The organism is Carboxylicivirga fragile, from assembly GCF_050589805.1.
Lineage (GTDB): Bacteria > Bacteroidota > Bacteroidia > Bacteroidales > Marinilabiliaceae > Carboxylicivirga > Carboxylicivirga fragile.
In genome coordinates this window covers 1-1,648 of the sequence record NZ_JBNGOY010000111.1, presented here as the reverse complement: position 1 = coordinate 1,648, position 1,648 = coordinate 1, and the positions used below count along the sequence as shown (strand labels likewise).

Genomic DNA, 1,648 nt, shown 5'->3' with positions numbered 1-1,648 from the left:
TAGCGCCGATGGTACTGCGTAGAAGTGGGAGAGTAGGTCACCGCCTTTTTTTAAGAAAAGAGCAATCACAATGTGGTTGCTCTTTTTTGCGTTTAAAAGGGTCTTGTTTATTACTTCTTATTTGGATTCATTCTACATAAAGTGTATTTTTACAAAAAAAAACTAATGCACATAACTGCCACAATGAAAATGGTGGATGTAGTTCAAAAGGACATCCAACTTTTAGCTGTTATTCAACGATTGAATATTCCATTAGGTTTTCGTGAAAAGTCCGTTTCTGAAGTATGCTCAGCTAATAAGGTTGATGTGAAGTTCTTCTTACAATTAGCCAATGCTTTTCATGATCGAGATTTCTTTAAGGCTGAGTATTTCAAAGAATTCCCTGTACAATGGTTAATAGCCTACTTGAAGAATGCCCATAAATGTTATATTGAGTATCGCATACCAGAGATAGAGCGACAAATTATTAACCTAGAAAAGCAAGTAGATAGAAAGGAAAAGAATGTAGAGTTACTTTTAAATTTCTTTCGCGAATATATACGTGAGTTTACTTCACATATTGAACTTGAGGAGAGTAATGTTTTTCCATATATAGTTGCGCTTAATGAGCAATTGGAAAGTTTTCGGAATGGAAAGGCGCTTAATGTTATTGATGAGAACTATTCCACGACCAGGTATCATGATGATCATAATAATATTGAAGAAACCCTTTATGATTTAAAGAATATCCTTTTAAAGTATTTACCACCTCCTGTTGAGAATTGTCAATATAATAATTTGATATTTGATATTTTTCGCTTGGAAAGTGATTTAATGGATCATGCTGAATTAGAAGAAAAAGTATTGTTTCCACGAGTTCAGGAAATGGAAGCTGAACTCAAGAATATCACTAAATAGGAGGAATAAATATGGTGAATATTCTAGTTGCTGATCAATCATACATTATTACATCAGGTTTCAGTGTTTTACTTGAACAATTGAAAGGGTCTTCTAATGTTAGTATCGTTTCTACAGGAGAGGCATGTATATGTGCGGTTGAAGAAAGGGTTCCTGATGTTATATTACTTGGTACAACACTTTTGTCTGAGAATGAATCTGAACAGATGAAGGGCTTAATAAACAAGGAAACTCAAGTGCTTTATTTATTTAATATGGTATTGCCCGTAGATGTACCTGTTAATCAATTGTCAATTGTACAGAGTAAATCGATTTTATTGGATAAGTTACAAGGTGTATTGCAGAAAGTGGAATCTAAGCAGGTACTAGATGAAGAAACTGAGGGCCTAAGTCCGCGTGAAAAATCTATTTTAAAATGTGTTGCACTTGGTCTTACAAATAAGGAAATAGGAGAAAAGGAGTTCATTAGTACACATACAGTAATATCGCATCGAAAAAATATAACGCGAAAATTGGGAATAAAAACCGTTTCAGGTTTGACGGTTTATTCAATTATTAATAATATTATAGAAATGAATGATATTAACTAGTTTATGTTTGGTAAGTTAGGTCAAATACCTTTTTTCTATGAGCGTTTAATGGCGTTCGGGATTGACTTAGGCATATTCTTAAGTGGTATATATCTTTGATAATTAAATAATTATCACTATCTTAATGGTATAATAAAACCCCGAAAACAGGCACTTTTGCC

2 protein-coding genes are annotated in these 1,648 nt (G+C 33.0%); both read left to right on the top strand.

Annotated elements, in window-relative coordinates:
• Nucleotides 1-165: 165 nt before the first annotated feature.
• The gene (locus ACRD7B_RS22690; RefSeq protein ID WP_430826959.1) at nucleotides 166-897 is read left to right on the top strand and encodes a hemerythrin domain-containing protein; all 732 of its coding nucleotides are present in this window, start codon (nucleotides 166-168) and stop codon (nucleotides 895-897) included.
• 11 nt (nucleotides 898-908) lie between these two features.
• Nucleotides 909-1,487, top strand: a complete 579-nt coding sequence (locus tag ACRD7B_RS22685; protein WP_430826958.1) for a response regulator transcription factor — start codon at nucleotides 909-911, stop codon at nucleotides 1,485-1,487.
• Nucleotides 1,488-1,648 lie beyond the last annotated feature (161 nt).